This is a genomic window from Veillonella sp. 3891, from assembly GCF_003992315.1.
Classification (GTDB): Bacteria; Bacillota; Negativicutes; order Veillonellales; family Veillonellaceae; genus F0422.
In genome coordinates this window covers 16773-38754 of sequence record NZ_RQVE01000006.1, presented here as the reverse complement: position 1 = coordinate 38754, position 21982 = coordinate 16773, and the positions used below count along the sequence as shown (strand labels likewise).

Genomic DNA, 21982 nt, shown 5'->3' with positions numbered 1-21982 from the left:
TAATAAATTATGCGCTTCTGATTACATTTTTTCAGGAGCAGAAATACCTAAGATACCAAGACCATGTTGTAATACATGTGCTGTTGCCGTAATCAAGCCTAATCGAGCTTGTTGCAATTCTGGTTCAACGCCCATGATACGACCTTGTTTATAGAAGGAATGGAATAGACTTGCTACATCGTACAAGTATTTAGCGATACGATGTGGTACTTTATTATTAGCAGATAGTTGAATTTCTTCTGGATAAGCCGCTAATTTTTTAATCAATTCCACTTCTTGTTCACTTTGCAATGCTGTGAAAGATGTATTTGCCCAGTCACCATAGGCAATACCCGCTTCTTTTACTTGTCCAAAAATACTATGAATACGAGCATGTGCATACTGGATGTAGTACACTGGATTGTCGTTAGATTTAGAGGATGCCAAATTGATGTCGAAGTCCAATTGACTATCTAAGGAGCGCATCAAGAAGAAGTATCTTGCTGCATCCACTCCTACGTCTTCAATCAATTCATCCAAAGTTATGGTTTCACCAGTACGTTTGGACATTTTTACAAGTTCCCCATCACGGTATAAAAATACCATTTGTAATAACAGAACTTCTAATTTATCTGGATTGAATCCAAGCGCTTCCATAGCTGCTTTTACACGAGCAATATAACCATGATGGTCAGCACCCCAAATGTTAATTAATTGTTTGTAACCACGTTCGTATTTATCTTTGTGGTACGCAATATCTGCGGCTAAGTATGTTGGCTCTCCATTGTCACGGATAACTACACGGTCTTTGTCATCTCCATATTGCATAGATGCCAACCAGTAAGCCCCATCTTTTTCATACATTCCGCCAGACTCTAATAACTGATTCACCAATGTGCGAATCTCACCGCTTTTATGCAAACTACGTTCGCTAAACCAACGATCAAACCCTACACGGAAATTACGTAATGTTTTGCGTAATCCATTTAATTTTTCTGTTAAAGCAAATTCTTTAAAGAATGGAACACGCTCTTCTTCTGGAAGGACTGCGAAGAAATCGCCTCTCCAGTTAATCAATTCTTGCGCTGTATCGATGACATCTTGACCACGATAGCCAGACTCAGGGAACTCATGTTTCATATCTAACAATTCTAAATAGCGAGCATTCACAGAGGCCGCTAAGTTGTCGATTTGTTTACCTGCATCATTAATGTAATACTCAGCAAATACATTATATCCAGCTGCACGCATTAAATTTACCAAAGCACTACCATAGGCAGCACCACGACCATGGCCTACATGTAATAAACCTGTTGGGTTGGCGCTCACATACTCGATTTGTACTGTATCCTCTTCACGAAGTGGAGCACTACCATATGTGTCCCCTGTTGTTAATATATTTTTTAAAGTATCATAAATCACATCTGATGCTAAGAAGAAATTGATGAATCCAGCACCTGCTACTTCTGCGCGCTCTAACCAATCATAATTCATATGGGAAATAATCGTTTCCGCAATAGCTCTTGGATTGGATTTCGCTACTCGTGCAGATTGCATAGCTATGTTAGTAGAAAAATCACCGAACTCTTTCTGCGGTGGTACTTCTAATTGTGCCTCTGGATAGGTACCTTCTGGTAATTCTCCTTGTTCCAGAGCTATTTGCAAAGCATCCTTAATGGCTGCTTTCAAAACTTCTTTCATGTCCATAATGTACATCCTCCCGAATCTCTACATATAGTTGGTTGTAAAATTGCCATTCACCACCAACAGAGATATCATATCCTAAACAAATATGGCCCTTGCCATCTTTCAAATCTATGTCTAATTCATGGGTTAGCATAGCTAGTTCTACCGCCCCATATGGGGTTTCTAAGCTTGCAATGTTCGTCTTCCCCAGTTGATACTCATGGCGCATAGAAAATTCACCAGTTCGCAAGAGTACTACCGAATCCTTATAGGCTTTAATTGTCGTTTTCGTATTCCCCAAACCAGTAACTTCACTTTCATCATAAATAATATGTTTCGCCAAAGCTGTTTCATAATACTTTCCAGAGGATACTAATTCCACCACCGTATCTTCTCCATCCGCATCACGTTGCGTACTTTTCACGGACACAATGACTCGTTTCATTAGCATTCCTCCTCTCGTATTCACGCACTATCTGTATCATTTCATTATATCACAACTTGCCGCAATGAGGGCATCTTTTTGGGACCGTTCCATGCGCTTCACTTGCTGTTCCATGGATTGAGCGTCTTGCTTTCTACTGAAAGCTGTACTCCACACCAAAGTGACCGGTCTACGACCTCGTGTATACTTGGCTCCCCCTTTAATTTCACCATTATGGGCTCGTATACGTTTCTCTAAGTCCGTAGTCCATCCCGTATAGAGAGATCCATCTGCACAACGCACCATATAGGTATAAAACTTTTCTTCCATCTTATTCACCAGCTGGAATTGGTGCTAAGTCAACAGATTGAATCACCACTGGTTCTTTCGGTGTATCTCGCTTATCTCGTGGTACACGACTGATGGCTTCTACCACATCCATGCCCTGTACAACCACTCCGAAGATGGTGTGTTTATTATCTAACCAAGGCGTTGGTGCCACAGTAATAAAGAACTGCGCATTTCCTGTATTTGGGCCCGCATTGGCCATCGCCAAGATTCCCATTTTATTAAAGTGTAAATCATTGCTCACTTCATCAGGAATCGTATACCCAGGGCCGCCCTTTTTATTATCTCCACCTTGGATCATAAAGCCATCGATAACACGGTGAAAGGTTAAATTATTGTAGTATCCTTGTTCAATTAAACTTTTAAAGTTTTTCACAGTGATAGGTGCCTTGCTACCATACAGACGCACTTTGATATCACCTTTATTCGTATGAATCGTAGCATATTCATCAGCAATTGGTGTGGCATCAAAGCTAGGCATCTTTGCTTCTACTTTCACGTCTTTACCTACTTCAGATTTTGCTTGCTGAGCTGCTTCAGTACCACAAGCAGCTGTCACTACTAATGTTGCTCCTAATAATGCACTCAGTAAGATACGTTGTATATTCATTCATTGTCTCCATTTCTAAAATAAAAACCACCGTTAGATGAAACCTCTAACGGCGGTCTTTACTTATTGTATCATACTTGACGCAGATGTGCAAAAAGAATCTACCCTATCTCGCTAAGACTTGACGAATATAATAGCCTCGTTCTCGCAAGGAACCATTCAAATAAACAATTTCATTCGATTTCACACGAATCAAATATAATGGATCATCACGGTCTAATAATTTTTCCATACCAATTTCTGTTAGCACCTTAGCATATTCTTCATCATCAGGACCTAGCACAGTGGCTACCCCTTGAATCTGAACACTCTTCGCTGTACCTGGCCCCTTATAAGGATCAAACACTGTAAGAGATACATTTTTATCTTCTTCTAAATGAAAAAACTTCTCGCCGCCTTCAGAGAAGATATCAATGTATCCACCATGCACCGTATATGATAATGGCGTGCAACGTACACCCGTTTCACTATGCGTCGCCAAAGCACACGTATGATGGGCTTTCAAAAAATCAACAATCTCAACATGCAATTCACGTGGGTCCATCTTTCTTGCAGCTGTATCCTTCTCTTTCCAAAAAGAAGCTGCTACTTTATAATCCATCATTTCTCCTTTCAACCCCTGCACGAACTTACCTCATTCTATTATAGCACTAACAGCCATGTCTATTTCAAGTGCTTAGAGAATTATTTTGAAAATTATTATTAAAAACCTATACTCAACCAAAGCAAATACGACATTCCCTAAGCAACCCCAGTAAACCGCAAATTTATATATACCACCACCAGAAACTGTATAGCCAAACTCAAAACAATTGTCATACATTCTAAATATATGATATACTATAAGTAATAAAAGAAGAGCCATCAACGTGTCTAAGGCGTTAGGCTCATCTCAGAATTCTATAACGTGAAATGTGCCTAACGTGTATAAGTGCTTCCGACACTTATTTTGACGTTAGGCTTTTCACTTACATTTGCATATAAGTTAAAACTGCTACAACAAGCAATCCGAATTGAATTAATAACATTAAAACTTCGAACAGTGTCATAGTATCACCTCCTCCCATCATAGGAAGAGATGAGCCCAACTCACGTTGTTGGCTCTTCATATTTATATTATAGCATAATATATTCGCATTGTTTATGTGTGTTATTACCATACCATATAGCAAAACTAAACAAAGCACAAGTTTGCAAATGATTCCCCTTGAGGAACGCAGTTACAAGTAGCAGCCTTGTGGTGTTCCTTTACTGACCAAATCACTCAAACACAAGAAGACCGTAACATACCCCTAAACAAACATAACCACTGTATAGTTTGAGAAGGAGTGTGTTACGGTCTTCCCTTTGCCCGATTCAGTTACGAACGCCACAGGCTGCATAGCAAAACAAGAGACGACTTAGTCACGATCATATTTCACGCGATAAATCTCACCTGTAGCTGCATCTATTTTTACATCTACTTCTTCGTATCCACGGAAACCTTCAATTTCATAATGAGGGCGGCCATAGTCCACATCAAAATCAACATCTTTAATTTGATAATCTGGATATTGCGCTTTAAAAATTTCTACCGCACGATCATAACTGATTGCTGCTTGCGCTTGTACTGGTGTATATTTACTGAAAGCCGCTTGTGCTGGCACTGCAGCCACAAATAAACCTGCACCTACCACAGCTGCTAACGCTACTTGTTTCATTACTTTATTCATAATATTTTCTCCTCAATACACGAAACTTATCTTTTATATCGATATATCTCTATATCCTATAATAATAGTATATCTTAGCACTAATAAAATCGTCAACCATAACCACAGCCTATGTTATGTTAAAACTGCATAGATAGAAACTATAACAAAATAAACAACACAGTCTCCTCCCTAAGAAACGCAGTTAGGCGTAGCAGCCTTGTGGCGTCCCTTACTAACTAAATCACGCAAACACACGAAGAGCACGGTGTGCCCCCGAACAAACATTATGAAATACCGTTTGAGAGGGGGTATACCGTGCTCTTCCCTTATGCTAGTTACGAGCGCCATAGGCTACATAGCGTCACAAGGGTCGCCCCTAGCATAACCAAAAACGCCACATAGTCAACGCCCTGTAAACTCACTTTTCGCATAAATGTATGTTGCTGATTTCCAAAGCCTCGAAGTTCTAAAGACAACGCCATTGTCTCAGATCGACTTAATGATTTCAGCATCAATGGTTGAATGACAGTCATATAAGATTTTATCTTTGTCAGCCAATTGCCTTCTAAAGACATGCCACGGCAAGCCTGTGCTTCTTGTACCGCTTTACTTTCACGTAAAAAGTCTGGTACAAATCGTAAAGCCGCTGTAAACATAAATGCATAGGCATAGGGGATGCGACATTGTTGCACAAGAGCCACTGTTAAATCTTGTGTTTTTGTTGTCACGATGAGCATCATAAAAATAGCAGTCATCGTCAACATGCGCAAAGCCGTCACAATAGCAGAATCCACAGACCAGCTACCCAAATACTGTACGATACCTAAGAATGCAGAAAATCCAATTAAAGCCAATAAAGGTTTCCATTGACGGAACAAGATACCACCAAGTAGCATTAACAGTAATTCTACCCCAAATAATGCTAACAATAGCTCCGGAGTTTTCATAGCAATGGCTAAGATGGACACGAAAATAGTAGCCCAAATTTTTGTTAATGGTACAAATTTCATTAGTCTCCTCCTAACCTTTCACATACTCTGCATAGCGCAGTTCAAACTCTTTCATAGACTTACAATACCCTAAGGCTGGTACCGTTTCACTGAGTACCACACTCGGTGGTTTTGTCAAACCAAGTTCCAACAGATCCTCACGGTTTGTAAATAATTCTTCTGGGGATCCATCAAAGGCTTTCGTGCCGTATCCCATAATAATCACTCGTGTAGAATATTCTGCCATAATTTCCATGTCATGAGTAATTAATAATATGGTCAAACCTTGGGCTTGTAATTCTTGCAATAATACCAAAAGTTCCTTTGTTTCCGTTCCATCTTGACCGCTCGTCGGCTCATCAAGAATTAACAATTTCGATTGCATTGCCAAGGCAGAGGCGATGGCTACCCGTTGCTTTTCTCCACGGCGCAGGCCTAATGGATAGGATTCTGCTAAATGAGAAATGCCTACTCGTTCCAACGCATCTTTCACAATACTACGAACGGTTTCTGTATCATATCCCAACTGTTCAGGCCCAAATGCCACCTCTTCTGCCACGGTTTGACGGAACATTTGACGATCTGGTTGTTGAAATACATAGCCAATAAAACGGCCTCTTTCAGAGGTAGGCATATGTGTAATATCTCGGCCATCATAAGAAATCTTGCCTTCTACGGGTGTTTCTAAACCGACTAATAAACGGGTCACTGTCGTTTTTCCACAGCCATTACGACCACCTAATGTAATAAACTCACCACTGCCAATAGTGAAAGTCACATCTTTCATAATGTCTTGTCCTGGCACATAGGAAAAGCGCAAATTTTCAACTGTCAACATATTAGCGTTCTCCTTTCAACAGACTAGACTGGGCAGATTCCAAGGACAACCATGGTGTATCTAAGGCGATCCCTTTCGCTGCTAATGATTTATAGGTCACAAATAAGGATGGTAATGCATCTACATAGGTATTTGTATCATACATGTAAGACAACACATTTTCTACAGAACTATCGATTTTTAGCTCCCCACCATCGACTAATACCATACGATTTGCATACGGCAATACAGCATGTAAATCGTGGTCAATAACAACTACAGTAATACCATGGTCACGATTCAATGAACCTACCAAACGATACAATTCTTCTGTTCCTTCTGGATCCAAGGAACTAGTTGGTTCATCTAAGACTAAGATAGATGGGTTGACAGCTAGCACAGAGGCGATCGCTAATCGCTGGCGTTGACCACCAGATAAGCTATATACATTGCGGTCTTCTAAGCCCGTCAATCCCACTTGATCTAATACGATGGCCGTACGTTCTTCGATAGCTTCCGCCGTATAACCACGGTTTTCAAGGGCAAAGGCTACTTCTTCTGCTACCGTCATTGTTACTAATTGTGTATCATAGTCAGCTAAGACAATACCGATATCATCGGCTACGTCTGGAATTTCTAATTGCGTCACCGCTTTACCATTGATGAATACCATGCCTTCCATAGTACCACCGTAAAACTTAGGCACAGCCCCTGCCATGGCCATACAGATGGTAGATTTACCACAACCTGCTGGTCCTGTAATAACAAGAAAATCTCCTTCGTTCACAACTAAGTTGATGTCTTTCACGGCATACTTCGTTTGATTTCCATAGCGATAACTCATATGGTCGATGACGATAGGAGCTTTCACGGATGGTACAATGTGTAAATCACTATGATCACTGCTGTCCGTTAATTGTTGTCCTTTCACAGTTTGGCGAGCCAACAATTTTTGCGCCGGAATGTACAGGAATGGTGCCACTACGGCATTACAGAGGGCCACCATCAACACCAATGGCCACATGGCATTCCAATACACATTGCTAGGCAAACCTAACACGAGGTACAAGCAAGTAATGAAAGCGCCACCAGATGCCACAGTACTGATGAAAGCACTCAATATAGGCATCAAATTTAATTTACCAATTTTTAGATTAGAAATGTAATGCACTAATACAGCACATGTGAAAGCCCCTAAAGGCTCACTAATCAAGTTGCCATATGGCAATGCCGATTTCGATGTAAATACATTGATCAAGGCGGCTACCAAGCCGATTCCCAAACTTTGTCTAAGAGTTGGGCGCGTTAAGTTGATAGCTACACAATAGGTCGCTATGGTCCAATTCGGTGTGACCCCTGCCACACTTGGCGATACTGCATGCAGAATCGTCCCCAAAGCTAGCATGATGGTACTTACTGTTATCCAACGAAACTGACCACCCTGCACATGGGTATAACTCAGTTTCGACACATCTTTGATTTCTTTCATTCGTTCCTCCCTATCTTCTTCTATATCACTTGTATCGTATATTCTAAAATACAATTATACTATTTTTTTACGATTCATGCTATCACTAACCCCAATATTTACATTCACTCCCCGTAAGGATTCTTACGGATCAACCTATCACTAAAGCAATTGTATATAAATGCAATTGGGTTATATGTGCTACTCATACTACAGTAACCCATACAACACAAAAAACCGCAACACTTTCTCCCCCAAGAAACTGTTGCGGTCTTTATTATGTCATGGTCACAACCAATTATCCACGGCTAGCTGCCAATAATTGTTTTGTATACGGATGCGTTGCCAATCCCAAATCTTTTGATGCCAAGGTTTCTACAATCGTACCTTCTTTCATCACAATAATACGATCCGTGAGAGTTTGCAAAACGCCTAGGTCATGGCTGACGAACACATAGGTAAACGGTTGCTCTTCGTAAACGTTTTGAATCAATTCGATAACCCGTGCTTGATTGCACACATCGAGGGCACTCGTCGGCTCATCAAATAAGACAAGCTCAGCCCCGACTGCCATCATGCGGGCTAAAACCAATCGCTGTAACTGGCCTCCGCTCAATTCATGGCGGTATTTCTTCCACACCGATGTATCCAATCCCACCTTTGAAAGCCACCATTCACAGCGCTCTTTTGCCTCTTGTTTTGTGCCTATCCCAAAATTCACGCAAGGTTCTAGCATAAATTCACCTACTGCCATGCGAGGGCTAATGCTGTGAAAGGAGTTTTGGAACATCACTTGCAAGGAACGATAGAGCTCTCTCTCATTTCCTTTCCATTGGGAGGTAGATTTTCCAAACAAAGAAAGGGTCCCTGAAGTTGGCTCTTCTTGCAAGGATAGCAATCGCAATAAGGTACTTTTACCAGATCCACTGCCTCCCGCAATACCGATACGCTCCTGAGCACCAACACTAAGATTAACATCCTGTAAAGCTGTGACAGTTTCCCCTTGACGGCTGTAAATTTTGCTAATTCCTTTTGCTTCCACTATCATACTTTCACCTCCTGCAAGGACTGTAAAAGTAGTTTCGTATATTCATGTTGCGGATTCGATAAAACCTCTTCGGTCTTACCCATTTCCACCAATACCCCTTTATGCATAATGCCCACGCGATCCGCCAATGTACGAGCTACCTGAATGTTGTGCGTAATAAACAGCAACGTATTCTGCAACCGCTGTTGTACCTCTTGTAGGACTTTCACAATGTCCTGTTGCACTAATACATCAAGAGCACTGGTCGGTTCGTCGGCAATAAGGAGTTGTGGATGGATAAGCAAGCTCATGACGATAGCCACCCGCTGCTGCATGCCACCACTCAATTGAAATGGATAGGAATCAAGTAATGCTTTTCCTCGTGGCAAGGAAACAGCCTCTAGCAGGTTCAAAATATCTCCTTCATCGTAGGCCTTTCCATGGGAGGCTAAGACTACTTTCATCTGCTCTCCAATGCGTTTGAATGGGTTTAAATAATTGCCTGGATTTTGGTAAATCATGGCTATATCTACACCACGCACACCTTGCCATTCCTTAGGCCCATAAGTGAGCAAGTTATCTCCCCCATAGTGGATAGCTCCCGTTAGATCTGCCTGTTCTAACAAACCTAAGAAAGCTTTCGCTACAGTAGATTTTCCGGACCCACTTTCACCAATGATGGCAAAGATTTCATTCTGTTTTAACGTGAAAGATACCTCTTTCACGACCTTTACTCCATCGTAAGAGACGGATAAATTGTCTATCATTACTAAATCTGTATGAGTCAATGGTACTATCCTTCGTCGTTACATAAGAATCAAATTGGGGCTACTATTTCGCCCTTTACACATGCCTACCATCTTGTAAGGCATCACTAATGTAATTTAATAACACAACAGTGATAAAAATTGCTAACCCTGGATAGATCAACAGCCAAGGCGCTGTTTGCAAGAAATCTCGAGCATTCAGCAAGATAGCACCCCATTCTGGTGTAGGCGGTTGTACGCCAATGCCGATCAAGGAAAAGCTTGCCACTGTAATAATCGTGTCCCCCATATGTTGAATGATGACCAACAATAGAGTCCCTCGAAGATTGGGAATCATGTAGCGACGGATAATGCGCCACAAGGACGCCCCAGACATACGTGCTACGACCACATATTGTGCTTGTTTTTCCAAATTCACCAAATTCCGTGTAATCTTTGCGTATTCTGCCCAACGAGTTAAACACAGTGAAATGATAATATTTTCTACAGACGGCCCCAATATACCAATGCAGGCAATGGCCACGATCATGCTAGGGAACCCTAGCAACATATCAATGCAGCGCGCTCCCAATTCATCAATATACCAAGGACTCATGCTTAACAGTCCACCGATACAAATGCCAATGATACTACTAATGGCAATGATAGATATGGCTATGAACAATGAATCTTGTCCTCCCCATAATATCCGTGACAGCACATCACGCCCCAATTGGTCCGTGCCTAGTAAATGCGTTGCGCTTACATCTTGTAATCGAGCCCCTAAATTTGTCTCATTAGGGTCAAAGGGAGCTAACTGAGAGCCAAATAGAAAGAGTCCCATCCAAAGTATAGTCAGCAAAATAACCCCTAAGAGCATCTTATCTTGTTTCCATATGCGCATCATGGGCGCCCTCCATATCTTCTTTCAGGGTGCAATATATACATCCATATATCCACCGATGTATTCACCACCACATAGACTAGAGAAATCCAAACGATATAGCTTTGAACCACAATATAATCACGACTAATAATGCCATTCACGATAAGTTGACCCATCCCTTTGACAGAAAATACCGTTTCAATCACTGCAGAACCGCCCAACATAGCGCCAGTCGTAATCCCTAACATGGATAACAACACAAGGCGCACTTGAGGAATGATGTAATCACGATAGATATATCGTGTCCGTATGCCCATCGTTTTTGCCCCTATCACCGGCAACGATGCATACGCTTGCACCACAGCGTTGCGAACACGACGAATATATAAGCCACAAAACCAAATCGCCAAGGTAATACTCGGCAACACGTAAGCACTTAACCCCTTAGTATTTGTCACAGAAAAAATAGGAATCTTCACGGCTAGCGCATATAATAACAACAAACCTACCCAAAATGCTGGTACCTCCAATGCTAGAAAGGATACTATCCGCACCACATAATCGATCCAAGTATCTTTATAATGCGCTGCCAGTCCTCCTAACCCTATCGATACTATACTGCCTAAGCCAATGGAAACCGCCACCAAGGATAAGGTCCTTGGTAAAGCACTTTGCAACAAATCTACAACGGGCACATTCAGGAAGATAGACTGTCCAAAATCTCCGTGTAACATCTGCCACAACCAACGACCATATTGTATATACCAAGGGTCATTAAGACCTAACTCTTGCCGAATTTGTTCCACTATAGTAGGATCTGGTGTCATACCTTGCAGATAAAATCGTGCCGATACGGGATCTACAGAAGACATTTGCATTAAGAGAAACGTTCCCAATGTGACTGCTAATAATACACCCACCATAGATGCCAATTTATATAATAATACTCGTACCATATCAATCCACCTTTTCTTTATATTTTCTCCCTTAAAGTATATAAGATAGGGCCTCTCTTTGTAAATACAGCAATTTAATTTTATCCCTGACTATGATTACATATATAATTGTAAAAGCAGTTAATAAATTATATACTTCCAACATATATTCACTTTTATGAGAATCATTGTCTTTTAATGGAAGATACAGTATACTATAGTTATTCTTTTAGTTTTTTTATAAGGAGGATATATGAAAAAATGGGTTGCACTAGCAATGACGCTGTTCGTTGCTATCGGATTAATTGCTGGCTGTGGTTCTGATGAATCAAATAAAAGTGGCAAGCATTTGAATCTAGGATTATATTGGTTTGGTGAAACATTGAATCCTACACATGAATGGGATGCTTGGACATTGACACGAATCGGTGCCGGCGAAACATTGGCGACGGTAAGTTCAGATATGAAGTTCGAACCTCAGTTAGCCGATTCCTGGGAAGTAGTGGATCCTTTAACATGGAAATTCCATATCCGAGAAAATGTAAAGTTCCATAATGGCGTTGTGATGACACCTGCGGCGGTGAAAGCATCTATTGAACGTACAATCGCCGATAGCAAGCGTTCCAAAGAAGCTGTAAAGATAGACTCTATTACAGTGGATGGTCAAAATCTAATTATTAAAACAACAGAGCCAAATGTTGATTTACTAGCTAGTTTAACTGAGCCTGCTTTTGTAATTGTCGATGTACAGGATACAAAAGATATGGATAATACACCAATTTTGACTGGTCCTTATAAAATTGTGAAACATACAAAAAAAGAAGAAATTCAGTTAGAGCAGTTCAAAGAATACTGGGGTGGAACACCTGCTTTAGATTCTTTAACAGTTAAAAATCTAGAAGATAATAATAAACGTGCTATGGCTCTACAGTCTAAAGATGTAGATATGATCCAAAAGGTAGATAGTGCTAATCGAAGTTTATTTGAAAAGGATGAATATAAAATCATTGAATCCGCAGGGGTTCGTACATATATGCTACAGCTGAATGTTCGTGAAGGCAATGTATTATCAAATCCAACAATACGTGCGGCTATCGCAAATATGATTGATTATGATGCATTAGCAAAAGTAATCGGTAATGGTGCCGTTCCTGGAGGTGCCCCATTCCCTCCAACAGCTAACTTAGGCTTCGACGAATTAAAAAATAAACAGCACAAAGATTTAGCTAAAGCAGACGCGTTACTAAAACAAGCTGGTTACACAAAACAAGGTGCTACCTATATGAAAGATGGCAAACCATTACACTTAGTGTTAGCTCTTTGGGGTAAAGATAGTAGCGTTTACGAAAAACTTCAAGATGATTTAAAACAAGCTGGTGTTGAAGTCGAATTAAAACGTGTACAAGGTCCTGATGAATTACTAACTTTAGCTCCTAATGGTTTTGATATGGGAGAAACAAACTGGGTAACAATGTCCACAAATGATCCATATTGGTTCCTTAGCGTAGCTTTCAAAAGTGGTGCCAAATCCAATCGTGGCGAGTATTCGAATCCGAAGGTTGATGAGTTAATTAATAAAATGACAAACACATTTAACGAAGAAGAACGCACAGCGATTGTCAAGGATATTCAAAATGTGTTGTTAGAAGATAACGCTGGTTATTTCTTGTACTATCCAAGCGCCAATGTTGTAACAACAAAACGAGTTAAAAATGTGAAAGTATTCCCTATTGACTATTATGTGATTACAAAAGACACTACTGTAGAATAAGGGTATGCTCTATTCAGTCTCTTTCCTATAAGAACTGTATAAAGATGTAACTATAATAAAATAAAAAGAAACATAAGTGAGATGCATGATACAACTGTTTTCAGATATAGCAAAGTAGCCTCACTTATGTTTCTTTTTTTATAGTTTTACTTTTCTCATCGACTAGGACATCATAAATACTATTTGCTTTCCTATTTAGTCAACAGTAACATCCTTCGTCATTAAGTAATAATCAATTGGGAATGCTTGTGCATTGTGAACGCGTTTGCTTGTTACCACAGAGGATACTGGGTAGTACAAGAAATAAGCCGCATTGTCTTGAATCAAGATATTTTGGATTTCTTTTGTAATGTTGCGACGTTCTTCTGCATCAAAAGTATTTGTCATTTTGTCCAACAATGCATCTACACGAGGGTTGGAGTAATCACCACGATTGGCTTTCGTACCTGTTGCAAATAAAGCAGATAAGAAACGGAATGGGTCATTACTAGTTAAGGTAGACCAGTTATTTTCACCCATAGTTAAATTATCTGTAGCACCGCCTAAGACATCATCAGCGCTTTGTACACGTTTTAACTCTACTTGTACGCCAGCAGCTTTTAAGTCAGATTGGATTTTTTCATAGGATACAGTATCTTTGCCCCATACACCCATTGTTAATTGCAATGGTTTACCATCTTTTGTATATACGTCGCCTTCTTTTGTGTAACCAGCTTGTTTTAACAATTCATCTGCTTTTGCTAAATCTTGATGCTGTTTGTTTGGCAAGCTATCAAAGCCTAAGTTAGCCGTTGGAGGGAATGTAGCGCCACCAGGAATCGCACCATTACCCAAGGCTTTTGCTAATCCTTCATAATCAATCATATAAGAGATTGCTGCACGAACCATAGTGTTTGCTAATGGAGAACCTTCTTTCATGTTGATTTGTAGCATATGCGTACGAACACCAGCTACTTCTAACAAGTTGTAGTCTTTATTTTCAAATAAGCTACGGTTAGCACCGTCTACTTTTTGGATAATATCTACCTCTTTAGATTGTAATGCCATAGCACGTTTGCTGTGGTCTTCGATATTTTTAACAGTTAACGTATCTAAACCAGGTGTGCCACCCCAATATTCTTTATGTTGTTCTAGTTGAATTTCTTCTTGCTTCGTATGTTTCATAATTTTATAAGGACCTGTTAAGATTGGGGCATTTTCCATATCTTTTGTGTCCGCTACATCTACGATCACGAAAGCAGGTTCTGTTAAGTCTGCCAATAAATGCGCATTGGGCTCTGTTGTTTTGAAGATTAGGTTTTGACCATCCACAGTGATACTTTCAATTTTGATGGCATCTTTAGATCGTTTGCTGTTAGCAATAGTTCTTTCGATAGATGCTTTCACCATATCTGGAGTCATCACAACGCCATTATGAAATTTTACATTTTCACGAATATGGAATTTCCAAGTCATTGGGTCAACATTTTCCCAAGAGTCTGCCAATTGTGGTTGGAATGTCATATCTTTATCTACTGTCGCCAATGTTTCACCGGCACCAATACGAGTCAATGTCCATGCATCCCATTCGTGCGTTGGATCCAAAGTTTCCCCAAACCAGAATAAACCTAAGCCTGCATGCTTGCCACTTTTACTAGTGTCTGAACCGCATCCAGCCAATAAGCCTAGGGCAACAACTAAGGTCATTGCTAGTACTAACCAACGTTTCATAATTCCTCCTTTTACACATGCTTACCATCTTGTAAGGCATCACTAATGTGATAACACAACGGTGATAAAAATCCACCTTTCTATATACTCTGTCTTCTAGTATATAGGGTGAGACCTCTATTTGTAAATATACCAACTATGAAATTAATGCATAACTATTCCTTTAGTATAAATGATAGAGTGTTCATTTATATATGTTTACAGGTATTTTTTTAAAACAATTTATCGGTTTTATTCCTTTATATCGTATTAACATGTATTTGTGATGTTATGTAAAGTACAAAAAAAATCCGCGCTTTTAGCACGGATTTTTATTTTTGATAAATATCCTCATTACGTTTATCTTAAAAGTATGCTATACTTTAAGTGCCTCTTTAATAAGAAAGGAGGTGATGACATGCTTGAGGTATATCATACCTTAAATTTGGGAGCCTTTCTTCCCCCTATTTTACAAGGTATCGTAATACATGTAGTAGCATACATTTTGATCGATATCTATAAAAATAGAAAATAGAAAGAAAAAGGACGGCTGCAACCGTCCTTTTTTTGTTTGACAACATGCTTGAGTTATCATTCCTTATTCACTAACCTAATTATATACCATCCACGCTTAAAATACAAGGTATCGCAGATTATAATCCAAAGCGAGCCATAATGGTATCTACATGACGTAACAATGGTGTTGGATCAAAGCAAGCATCAATTTCTTCTGCGCTTAGGTATTTTGCAATCTCTGGATCAGATTTTAATCCTGTAGCGAAGTCTTTACCTTCCAACCAACGAGCCATAGCATGACGTTGCACCCAACGATAGGCTTCATCACGAACAGCCCCTTTATCCACCAAATGCGTTAAAATCGTTTGGCTAAATACAAGACCACCTGTTAAGTTCAAGTTTTTCATCATATTTTCAGGGTATACTAACAATTTATCTATTGTACGTGTAGCTAGATGAATCATGTAATCCAATGTAATTGTTGCATCTGGTAAAATCACACGTTCTACAGAGCTATGAGAGATATCGCGCTCGTGCCATAAGGCTTGGTCTTCAAATGCCGCTTGTGCATGACCACGCAATACACGCGCTAAGCCGCAGATTCTTTCACAAGTAATTGGATTACGTTTGTGAGGCATCGCAGAGGAGCCTTTTTGTTTCGGGCTGAAATATTCTTCCGCTTCACGCACTTCTGTACGTTGCAAGTGACGAATTTCCAAAGCGATGCGATCCAAGGTGCCACCGATAACAGCAATCATGGACAACAATTCAGCATGACGGTCACGAGATACCACTTGTGTGGCTACTTTCACAGGTTCCAAGCCCAATTTTTCACATACATATTGTTCCACAAATGGATCGATATTAGAGTACGTGCCCACAGCACCAGATAATTTACCTACCGCTACGGACTGACGAGCTTGTTCTAAACGAGCAATGTCACGATCAATCTCGGACATCCAATTCACCAATTTGATACCAAATGTAATCGGCTCTCCATGAATACCGTGAGTACGACCAATCATCGGCGTATATTTAAACTCTACCGCACGGCGAGCCAAAACATCACGGAAATTACGCAAACCTTTTAACAATAAATCACAGGCTTGTTTCATCATGTATCCTAATGCTGTATCTTTTACATCTGTGGACGTTAGGCCAAGATGAATGTATTTCGCAAACTCAGGGCCTACATATTCACCCACAGCAGTGACGAAGGAAATGATGTCATGATTTGTTTCCCGTTCAATTTCACGAATCCGTTCTACTTGAAAGTCACCTTTCTCACGAATCGCTACCGCCGCTTCCTTCGGGATAATACCCAATTCTGCCTGCGCTTCAGATGCCAAAATTTCAACTAATAACATCGTATCGAACTCATTGCGTTCGCTCCAAATATGTCCCATCTCTTCACGAGTGTAGCGATTAATCATTCCTTAACTCCTTTATCTAATCCATTTTCCTTATGGAACTATGTTTACTATACATTATGAAAGTCATACCTCTTAGGGTATTTATATTACCTTATCATTATACAAAAATCAGGGGCAACTGTCAGCTATTAGTTAACAGTTCAGTTCCTCATAGTACGCACACCCGCCGGGATAGCTCCTACCAAGCAAATCACGCCAAATACAACTAGCGCAACAGTGCTGTTATATTCCATCATTTCTAATGCTGTTCTTCCTTCTATGGTGTAGGCTAGGATAATTCCAATCAAAGCCATACTCAAGGTTTGTCCCAATAGTCTTACTGTAGAAATCGTAGAAGAGGCAAATCCAATATATGTTTTCGGTACAGAACTCATAATTAGATTATTGTTCGGTGGCGCAAAGCAACTCACTCCGATACCTACGATGGCTAAGCTTATCATGATAATTGCCATACTTTCAGTGAAAGTACCATAGGCCATGCTAAGCAATCCTAAGCCGATGAGCACCATCCCCCATCTAGCAAATTGAAATGGATTGTATCGATCAGATAAAGCCCCCATACGTGGCGCTAAAAATACCATAATTCCAGTTTGTATGCACAAGATCAATCCAGTCATACGAGAATCAAAGCCCATTATCATTTGTAAAAACAAGGACAATACAAATCCTACGCCAAAAGTGGCGCTAAAATTCATCATGGCAGCTACACTAGACATAGTAAACCCTAGATTCGACACAAATATCTTAACTGGAATGAGCGGATCCTTACTATGCCATTCTACATATCCTAACACGCTTAATGCCACCAGTCCTGCTACAAAAGCATAGACACTCCACCAAAAGCGAACCCATTCGGTAATACCAACCATCACTGCGCTGATACCCAAGGCATATAAAAGTAAACTTTTCATAGAAATAGTACTATCCGGGGTGTGCACCCATTCTTTATGCAACGACCGAAAGGCCATCACATTTGCCACAACACCTAGTAAGGTAGTAAACACAAAAATACTGCGCCAACCATAATAGTAATTTAGGAAACCACCTAAGGCAGGTCCCAAGGATAATCCTAAATATACCATTCCGCCAATCATACCGAACGCATATCCTCGTCGTTCCACTGGTACAGATAAGGTTAAAATAGACATGGACGTAGTATATACAATCCCCAAAGCAATTCCTTGCAAGGCTCGATACACCGTCAACATCTCTACAGATCCAACAAAGCACATAAGCCCCGATATTATCGTAAATACAATACTACCTATATAAAACAGCTTGCGTTTCCCATAGATATCCGCTAACTTACCAGCCGGAATCACAGCTACCGTACAACACAGCAAAAAAGATTCCACCACCCACGCCATATCATTGGTAGTACCCCTAAACTCTTGCATCATATCCGGAAAGGACATCGTAAGAGAACTCGATGCAAACGGATTGAGAAACGCCGCTATCATCATCGTATATAAAACAGCTTTCATGCAAATATCACTCCTCATTTCAATACACTCTCATTATAACAATACAAATGAGATTTTGAAAGTAATACCCCCATAGCTGCTACTGTGGGGTTTCTGCTTTTTTAGAGAGCTACCTCTAGGCTAATTACCTCTAAACTTTCTATCTAGCCATTTACAGATATAGTGGCTAACAATACCTGCCATGATAGAAACAATAAGGTTGAGCGCTAACTCCATCAAAACACTCCCTTCCTGTCACCAGTATCGGGGAGGTAACATCTACAGTATAGCAAAATTTCACAAACTATAAAACAAGCATGCCAAACAAACTATGCAATCATCCTAAAAAACACATCGCTCCACAAAATCATCCGTCAAGAAAAGCCGTAGTGCTTACTAAAAACTTTCGCGCAGGGCAGTTTTTAGAAGTAATGCGGATTTTTATTCCACCTATATACTCAACCGAGATATATTGTTTCTATTTGAACTCGTCGCAAAGAGATGCAAACATCTCTGCATCTGGTTTCACCACATCATGTACTAATGCACGAGCATGTGGGCCACCGTTAGCAGCATATAACGCTTGTTCAAAAGATGGTTTTGTTGTATCTTGATAAATCAAACCTGTTACAAGACCATTTGTTTCACCTAATGTAGCAAATGCTTGTGCACGGTTTGTTGGATCATAACCTTCTGGCAAATTCACCAAATTATCTTTGAAGTAATCATAGCCATTTTGTTTATTATACGTTACACAAGGGCTGAATACGTTGATGAAAGAGAATCCTTCATGTTGCATACCTTGTTTAATTAAATCCACTAATTGCACACGATTTACCATGTAACTTTGTGCCACGAATGTTGCACCAGAAGCGATGGCTGTTTCACAGATTGGCAATGGACTTTCAAAAGAACCATGTGGAGACGTTTTTGTCACAAATCCCACGTCAGAACGTGGAGATGTTTGACCTTTGGTTAAACCATAGACATGGTTATCCATAACCACATAGGTAATATTTACGTTACGTTTGAAAGCATGAATCGTATGGCCCATACCGATCGCAAAGGCATCACCGTCACCACCGCAAACCACAACGTTCATATCTTCATTCGCTAATTTCACACCTTGTGCATACGGAAGTGCACGACCATGTGTAGTATGCGCACCATAGGCATAGAAGTAACCACCGATACGGCTAGAACAACCGATACCAGAGATAACAGCCAACTTTTCAGGCGCAATATCAAGAGCAGCTACTGCATCAGCGATGGCTGCTTGTACCCCATAATGACCACAACCTGGGCACCAGTTAGGGCGGATATCATTTCTATATTCATTTGCTGTTGCCATTATAAAACCTCCTTAATTGCCGCTTTTACATAAGATGTTGTAAATGGATTGCCATCATATTTTAAGCAACTAGAAAGTTTTTCTTTATTCGGCATATTGATGCGGAATAAGTTAGTTAATTGACCTGTCGCATTTTGCTCACAAATCACAACTTTTTTAGCACTGTTATAGAATGGTAGCAATTGTTCTTTCGGGAACGGTTTAATCAAACGAAGTTGTAAATGGTTCACTTTGTGGCCTTCTGCCTCTAATTCTACCACTGCTTCTTCGATAGCACCACGGCTAGAGTTAATACCGATCACAAGAACATCTGCTTCCTCATGTTTTGCATTGTTCAAGAATGGTTCATATACATCCGCTACTGTAGATAATTTGCGGAAACGTTTGTCTGTTTGTGCCACGTGCATAGAAGGTGCTTCTGCTGGTTTACCTTCTTCGTTATGCTCTAGACCAGTAGACAAGAATAGACCGTTTTTCATACCTGGAATCGTACGAGGGGAAATACCGCTTTCAGTCAATTCAAAACGTTTGAAGTATTTAGGATTTTCCAATGCTGGTAACTCTTCTTCTTTCATCAAATTACCACGTTCAATACCAACACGGTTCAAATCGAATGTTGGTACAGATTGTTTATTCAAGCCTTGTTGTAAATCAGGCATGAAAATAACTGGACATTGGTATTGTTCCGCCAAGTTGAAAGCATGTTGAATTTCATAGAAACATTCTTCAATACTTGTTGGAGCAATGACGATATTGGAATAGTCCCCATGTGCATTGTAGCAAGCTGCATCAATATCGGATGTTTCCACTTTTGTAGCCATACCTGTGGATGGGCCAGAACGTTGTACATCAATGATCAGCATTGGCAATTCAGCCATAGATGCCATAGATAAAGACTCAGCCATCAAGCTCAAGCCAGGGCCAGATGTACATGTAAAGCCACGAACACCAGCGTATACGCCACCCATAGCCATCATACATGCAGCAATCTCATCTTCTGTTTGTACCACAGTAGATCCAACTTTATCCATTTTCTTAATCATGTATTCCATAACTTCAGAAGCTGGCGTAATTGGATAGGATGCCATAAAACGGGAACCTGCTGCAATCGCACCCAATGCTAACGCCTCATTACCAAGCAAGAACATTTGATCTTTTGGTGTTGGTTTATCCAATGTATCTACTTCTACATCACCCAATTGGTCTTTTACCAATTGATAACCCAATTGGAATGCTTGTAAGTTTTTGTTAATAATATCTTCAGATTTTTTCGCAAAGCGAGCTTTGATCGCTGTTAAGAACAATTCTGTTTCAAAGCCCAATAGCGCAACGGACATACCTAGTGCCACAATATTACGCATCAACAAGGAGCCTTGTTGTAATGCTGTTTCAGAAATTGGTAATGCTAAGCATGTTACGCCAGTGCCTGTGAAAGCTTCAAAGTTAGGATTTACTTTGCTATCGCAAATGATAAAGCCACCTTCACGCACTTCTTTACCGTGCATATCTACAGTTTCTTGGTCAAGTGCTACCAAGAAGTCGATATGCTCACCGACTGTCATAATTTGTTCTAATGCGATACGTAATGCAAATGTTGTGTGACCACCTTTGATACGAGATGCAAACAAACGTTGGCTGTACAAGGAATAACCTTCTTTGGCAAGAATAGTAGCTAAAATTTCGCCACAACTTTCAATACCTTCACCTTGCTGACCGCCCATTTTCCAGATAAAATCTTTACGTTTTTGCAAGAGATTCACCCTCCTTAGGATTGTAATATAGGACCACAGAAAGACTGTATTTATTCAGTGTTTTCGATACACATCAATCTCTCAAAGTTCACCTCTAATAATAGCATTTTTACAACGTTTCATCAATCATATTCCCTATATTTATAAAGCAATATTACCACTTTCACAGACTCTTTATCCATCTATTTCCTAACGTTATGACAGGCATGGTATATATAGGCATGCCCTATAAGCTAAAAAATACAAAAACCTCGGCCAAGAGAATAAAGCCGAGGTCTTTGTATTTGAGAAAAAAGAGAGAGAACATTTGAAATAGCTTCAAATGTTTTGTTGGGGCAATGGGGGGCGCCCCTTCGGTAAAAGTAGGGTCTTTTACCTGGGAAGGTATAAGATGAACCC

The 21982-nt window shown here is 40.2% G+C and carries 20 protein-coding genes; 1 reads left to right on the top strand and 19 read right to left on the bottom strand.

Features of this window, described 5'->3' with window-relative positions:
• Nucleotides 1–21 precede the first annotated feature (21 nt).
• The 14 genes from argS to EO118_RS04515 all read right to left on the bottom strand — a co-directional run bounded on the left by argS (nucleotide 22) and on the right by EO118_RS04515 (nucleotide 11630).
• Nucleotides 22–1686: an arginine--tRNA ligase gene (argS, locus tag EO118_RS04575; protein ID WP_127068849.1), complete on the bottom strand. Its 1665-nt coding sequence runs from the start codon at nucleotides 1684–1686 to the stop codon at nucleotides 22–24.
• A complete protein-coding gene (locus EO118_RS04570; RefSeq protein ID WP_038144345.1) occupies nucleotides 1652–2110 on the bottom strand; it encodes a DUF1934 domain-containing protein in 459 nt (152 codons plus the stop codon). The genes argS and EO118_RS04570 overlap by 35 nt, the downstream gene beginning before the upstream one ends.
• Before the next feature lie 36 nt (nucleotides 2111–2146).
• On the bottom strand, nucleotides 2147–2419 hold the full coding sequence (locus EO118_RS04565) for a GIY-YIG nuclease family protein (RefSeq protein WP_126940941.1): 273 nt from the start codon (nucleotides 2417–2419) through the stop codon (nucleotides 2147–2149).
• 1 nt (nucleotide 2420) lies between these two features.
• Nucleotides 2421–3047: a peptidylprolyl isomerase gene (locus tag EO118_RS04560; protein WP_127068848.1), complete on the bottom strand. Its 627-nt coding sequence runs from the start codon at nucleotides 3045–3047 to the stop codon at nucleotides 2421–2423.
• A 106-nt stretch (nucleotides 3048–3153) separates the two neighbouring features.
• Nucleotides 3154–3672, bottom strand: a complete 519-nt coding sequence (locus EO118_RS04555) for a pyridoxamine 5'-phosphate oxidase family protein (protein WP_127068847.1) — start codon at nucleotides 3670–3672, stop codon at nucleotides 3154–3156.
• A gap of 343 nt (nucleotides 3673–4015) precedes the next feature.
• A complete protein-coding gene (locus EO118_RS08825) occupies nucleotides 4016–4096 on the bottom strand; it encodes a putative holin-like toxin (protein ID WP_370447231.1) in 81 nt (26 codons plus the stop codon).
• A 351-nt stretch (nucleotides 4097–4447) separates the two neighbouring features.
• Complete coding sequence (locus tag EO118_RS04550) at nucleotides 4448–4759, bottom strand: PepSY domain-containing protein (protein WP_127068846.1); 312 nt, start codon at nucleotides 4757–4759, stop codon at nucleotides 4448–4450.
• 317 nt (nucleotides 4760–5076) lie between these two features.
• Nucleotides 5077–5751 (bottom strand): energy-coupling factor transporter transmembrane component T, encoded by a 675-nt coding sequence (locus tag EO118_RS04545; RefSeq protein WP_127068845.1) that lies wholly within the window; start codon nucleotides 5749–5751, stop codon nucleotides 5077–5079.
• 10 nt (nucleotides 5752–5761) lie between these two features.
• Complete coding sequence (locus EO118_RS04540; protein ID WP_127068844.1) at nucleotides 5762–6568, bottom strand: energy-coupling factor ABC transporter ATP-binding protein; 807 nt, start codon at nucleotides 6566–6568, stop codon at nucleotides 5762–5764.
• Nucleotide 6569: 1 nt separating this feature from the next.
• On the bottom strand, nucleotides 6570–8036 hold the full coding sequence (locus EO118_RS04535) for an energy-coupling factor ABC transporter ATP-binding protein (RefSeq protein ID WP_127068843.1): 1467 nt from the start codon (nucleotides 8034–8036) through the stop codon (nucleotides 6570–6572).
• Between the two features lie 277 nt (nucleotides 8037–8313).
• Entirely contained in the window at nucleotides 8314–9063 is a 750-nt protein-coding gene (locus EO118_RS04530) for an ATP-binding cassette domain-containing protein (protein ID WP_127068842.1), read from the bottom strand.
• Nucleotides 9060–9767: an ABC transporter ATP-binding protein gene (locus EO118_RS04525; RefSeq protein ID WP_240626875.1), complete on the bottom strand. Its 708-nt coding sequence runs from the start codon at nucleotides 9765–9767 to the stop codon at nucleotides 9060–9062. The genes EO118_RS04530 and EO118_RS04525 overlap by 4 nt, the downstream gene beginning before the upstream one ends.
• Nucleotides 9768–9885: 118 nt before the next feature.
• A complete protein-coding gene (locus EO118_RS04520) occupies nucleotides 9886–10695 on the bottom strand; it encodes an ABC transporter permease (protein ID WP_127068840.1) in 810 nt (269 codons plus the stop codon).
• A complete protein-coding gene (locus tag EO118_RS04515; protein WP_127068839.1) occupies nucleotides 10692–11630 on the bottom strand; it encodes an ABC transporter permease in 939 nt (312 codons plus the stop codon). The genes EO118_RS04520 and EO118_RS04515 overlap by 4 nt, the downstream gene beginning before the upstream one ends.
• 232 nt (nucleotides 11631–11862) lie before the next feature.
• Between EO118_RS04515 and EO118_RS04510 the strand changes: the two genes are divergently transcribed.
• Entirely contained in the window at nucleotides 11863–13380 is a 1518-nt protein-coding gene (locus tag EO118_RS04510; RefSeq protein ID WP_127068838.1) for an ABC transporter substrate-binding protein, read from the top strand.
• 195 nt (nucleotides 13381–13575) lie between these two features.
• Here the strand turns inward: EO118_RS04510 and EO118_RS04505 are convergent, their stop codons facing one another.
• The 5 genes from EO118_RS04505 to EO118_RS04485 form a co-directional block, all read right to left on the bottom strand.
• A complete protein-coding gene (locus tag EO118_RS04505) occupies nucleotides 13576–15090 on the bottom strand; it encodes an ABC transporter substrate-binding protein (RefSeq protein ID WP_127068837.1) in 1515 nt (504 codons plus the stop codon).
• Between the two features lie 632 nt (nucleotides 15091–15722).
• A complete protein-coding gene (gene purB / locus EO118_RS04500; protein ID WP_127068836.1) occupies nucleotides 15723–17018 on the bottom strand; it encodes an adenylosuccinate lyase in 1296 nt (431 codons plus the stop codon).
• A 140-nt stretch (nucleotides 17019–17158) separates the two neighbouring features.
• Nucleotides 17159–18502 carry an MFS transporter gene (locus EO118_RS04495; RefSeq protein WP_164723809.1) on the bottom strand — a complete coding sequence of 448 codons (1344 nt, stop codon included), beginning with the start codon at nucleotides 18500–18502 and terminating at the stop codon, nucleotides 17159–17161.
• Nucleotides 18503–18959: 457 nt separating this feature from the next.
• Nucleotides 18960–19832 carry a 2-oxoacid:ferredoxin oxidoreductase subunit beta gene (locus EO118_RS04490; protein WP_127068834.1) on the bottom strand — a complete coding sequence of 291 codons (873 nt, stop codon included), beginning with the start codon at nucleotides 19830–19832 and terminating at the stop codon, nucleotides 18960–18962.
• Nucleotides 19832–21583 carry a 2-oxoacid:acceptor oxidoreductase subunit alpha gene (locus tag EO118_RS04485; RefSeq protein ID WP_127068833.1) on the bottom strand — a complete coding sequence of 584 codons (1752 nt, stop codon included), beginning with the start codon at nucleotides 21581–21583 and terminating at the stop codon, nucleotides 19832–19834. The genes EO118_RS04490 and EO118_RS04485 overlap by 1 nt, the downstream gene beginning before the upstream one ends.
• Between the last annotated feature and the right edge of the window lie 399 nt (nucleotides 21584–21982).

Excerpts from the sequence above, each read along its gene's own strand:
- argS (WP_127068849.1), bottom strand. The coding sequence starts at position 1,686 with ATGGACATGAAAGAAGTTTTGAAAGCAGCCATTAAGGATGCTTTGCAA.
- EO118_RS04570 (WP_038144345.1), bottom strand. The coding sequence starts at position 2,110 with ATGAAACGAGTCATTGTGTCCGTGAAAAGTACGCAACGTGATGCGGAT.
- EO118_RS04565 (WP_126940941.1), bottom strand. The coding sequence starts at position 2,419 with ATGGAAGAAAAGTTTTATACCTATATGGTGCGTTGTGCAGATGGATCT.
- EO118_RS04560 (WP_127068848.1), bottom strand. The coding sequence starts at position 3,047 with ATGAATATACAACGTATCTTACTGAGTGCATTATTAGGAGCAACATTA.
- EO118_RS08825 (WP_370447231.1), bottom strand. The coding sequence starts at position 4,096 with ATGACACTGTTCGAAGTTTTAATGTTATTAATTCAATTCGGATTGCTT.
- EO118_RS04550 (WP_127068846.1), bottom strand. The coding sequence starts at position 4,759 with ATGAATAAAGTAATGAAACAAGTAGCGTTAGCAGCTGTGGTAGGTGCA.
- EO118_RS04545 (WP_127068845.1), bottom strand. The coding sequence starts at position 5,751 with ATGAAATTTGTACCATTAACAAAAATTTGGGCTACTATTTTCGTGTCC.
- EO118_RS04540 (WP_127068844.1), bottom strand. The coding sequence starts at position 6,568 with ATGTTGACAGTTGAAAATTTGCGCTTTTCCTATGTGCCAGGACAAGAC.
- EO118_RS04535 (WP_127068843.1), bottom strand. The coding sequence starts at position 8,036 with ATGAAAGAAATCAAAGATGTGTCGAAACTGAGTTATACCCATGTGCAG.
- EO118_RS04530 (WP_127068842.1), bottom strand. The coding sequence starts at position 9,063 with ATGATAGTGGAAGCAAAAGGAATTAGCAAAATTTACAGCCGTCAAGGG.
- EO118_RS04520 (WP_127068840.1), bottom strand. The coding sequence starts at position 10,695 with ATGATGCGCATATGGAAACAAGATAAGATGCTCTTAGGGGTTATTTTG.
- EO118_RS04515 (WP_127068839.1), bottom strand. The coding sequence starts at position 11,630 with ATGGTACGAGTATTATTATATAAATTGGCATCTATGGTGGGTGTATTA.
- EO118_RS04510 (WP_127068838.1), top strand. The coding sequence starts at position 11,863 with ATGAAAAAATGGGTTGCACTAGCAATGACGCTGTTCGTTGCTATCGGA.
- EO118_RS04505 (WP_127068837.1), bottom strand. The coding sequence starts at position 15,090 with ATGAAACGTTGGTTAGTACTAGCAATGACCTTAGTTGTTGCCCTAGGC.
- purB (WP_127068836.1), bottom strand. The coding sequence starts at position 17,018 with ATGATTAATCGCTACACTCGTGAAGAGATGGGACATATTTGGAGCGAA.
- EO118_RS04495 (WP_164723809.1), bottom strand. The coding sequence starts at position 18,502 with ATGAAAGCTGTTTTATATACGATGATGATAGCGGCGTTTCTCAATCCG.
- EO118_RS04490 (WP_127068834.1), bottom strand. The coding sequence starts at position 19,832 with ATGGCAACAGCAAATGAATATAGAAATGATATCCGCCCTAACTGGTGC.